Source organism: Mesorhizobium sp. M1E.F.Ca.ET.041.01.1.1, from assembly GCF_003997355.1.
In the GTDB taxonomy this organism is placed as follows: Bacteria; Pseudomonadota; Alphaproteobacteria; order Rhizobiales; family Rhizobiaceae; genus Mesorhizobium.
Genome location: NZ_RZSL01001214.1, coordinates 1 through 559, shown reverse-complemented (window position 1 = coordinate 559; position 559 = coordinate 1). Strand labels below are relative to the sequence as shown.

Here is a 559-nt window from a genome sequence, read left to right as displayed (position 1 = left end):
ACTTCGAGATATCCGGTCGTCTTGTCGACCTCGATCACATAGGGTTCGAATTGCTTGAGCGGCAGGATGAGCACGAGCGTCAGCAATGACAGGCCCGCAACCACACTGGCGATGCCGCTGATAAGCCACGCCAGCGTGCGCGAACGTCTGAGAGACCGGTGTGTGTCGTCCTCCCATGTCGCGCCGGCCTGATAGTAGCGCTCCTCAACGAGTTTGCCGGTCTCGGCGGGGATGCTTGCCTGCATTTTTGTCACTTTACTTTAGCCTCATGTCAAAGCTCCCACTGCGGCCCTCAAGCAGCACTTCTCAGGCGGATTTTTGCGCTTCTAGGCCAACGGCCTCGCGTTATCGCGCGCCGCTTGCTGAATGGATGATCGAGCCGCCTCGCTGGTGCGGGATGATCTCAGCCGCTGCCACCGGTTGGCGACCAACCGCGCTCCGGAATAGAGGGCGACATTGCCCGGGACATTGCCATAGGAGCGGTATGCGCCGACGGTGCTGAGATATCCGCCGCCGTTCAGGATCGAGGCGATCGCCGGGATCTGCATCAGCACATAGA

2 protein-coding genes are annotated in these 559 nt (G+C 60.3%); both read right to left on the bottom strand.

Translation table 11 applies throughout. The features are described 5' to 3' along the window. Positions 1–245 (bottom strand): VirB8/TrbF family protein (locus EOA38_RS38430; protein WP_245481042.1); only part of this gene is annotated, 245 nt, incomplete at its 3' end. Positions 246–326: 81 nt separating this feature from the next. Further along, on the bottom strand, positions 327–559 hold a 233-nt coding region (locus tag EOA38_RS39650), incomplete at its 5' end, for a hypothetical protein (protein ID WP_189435266.1).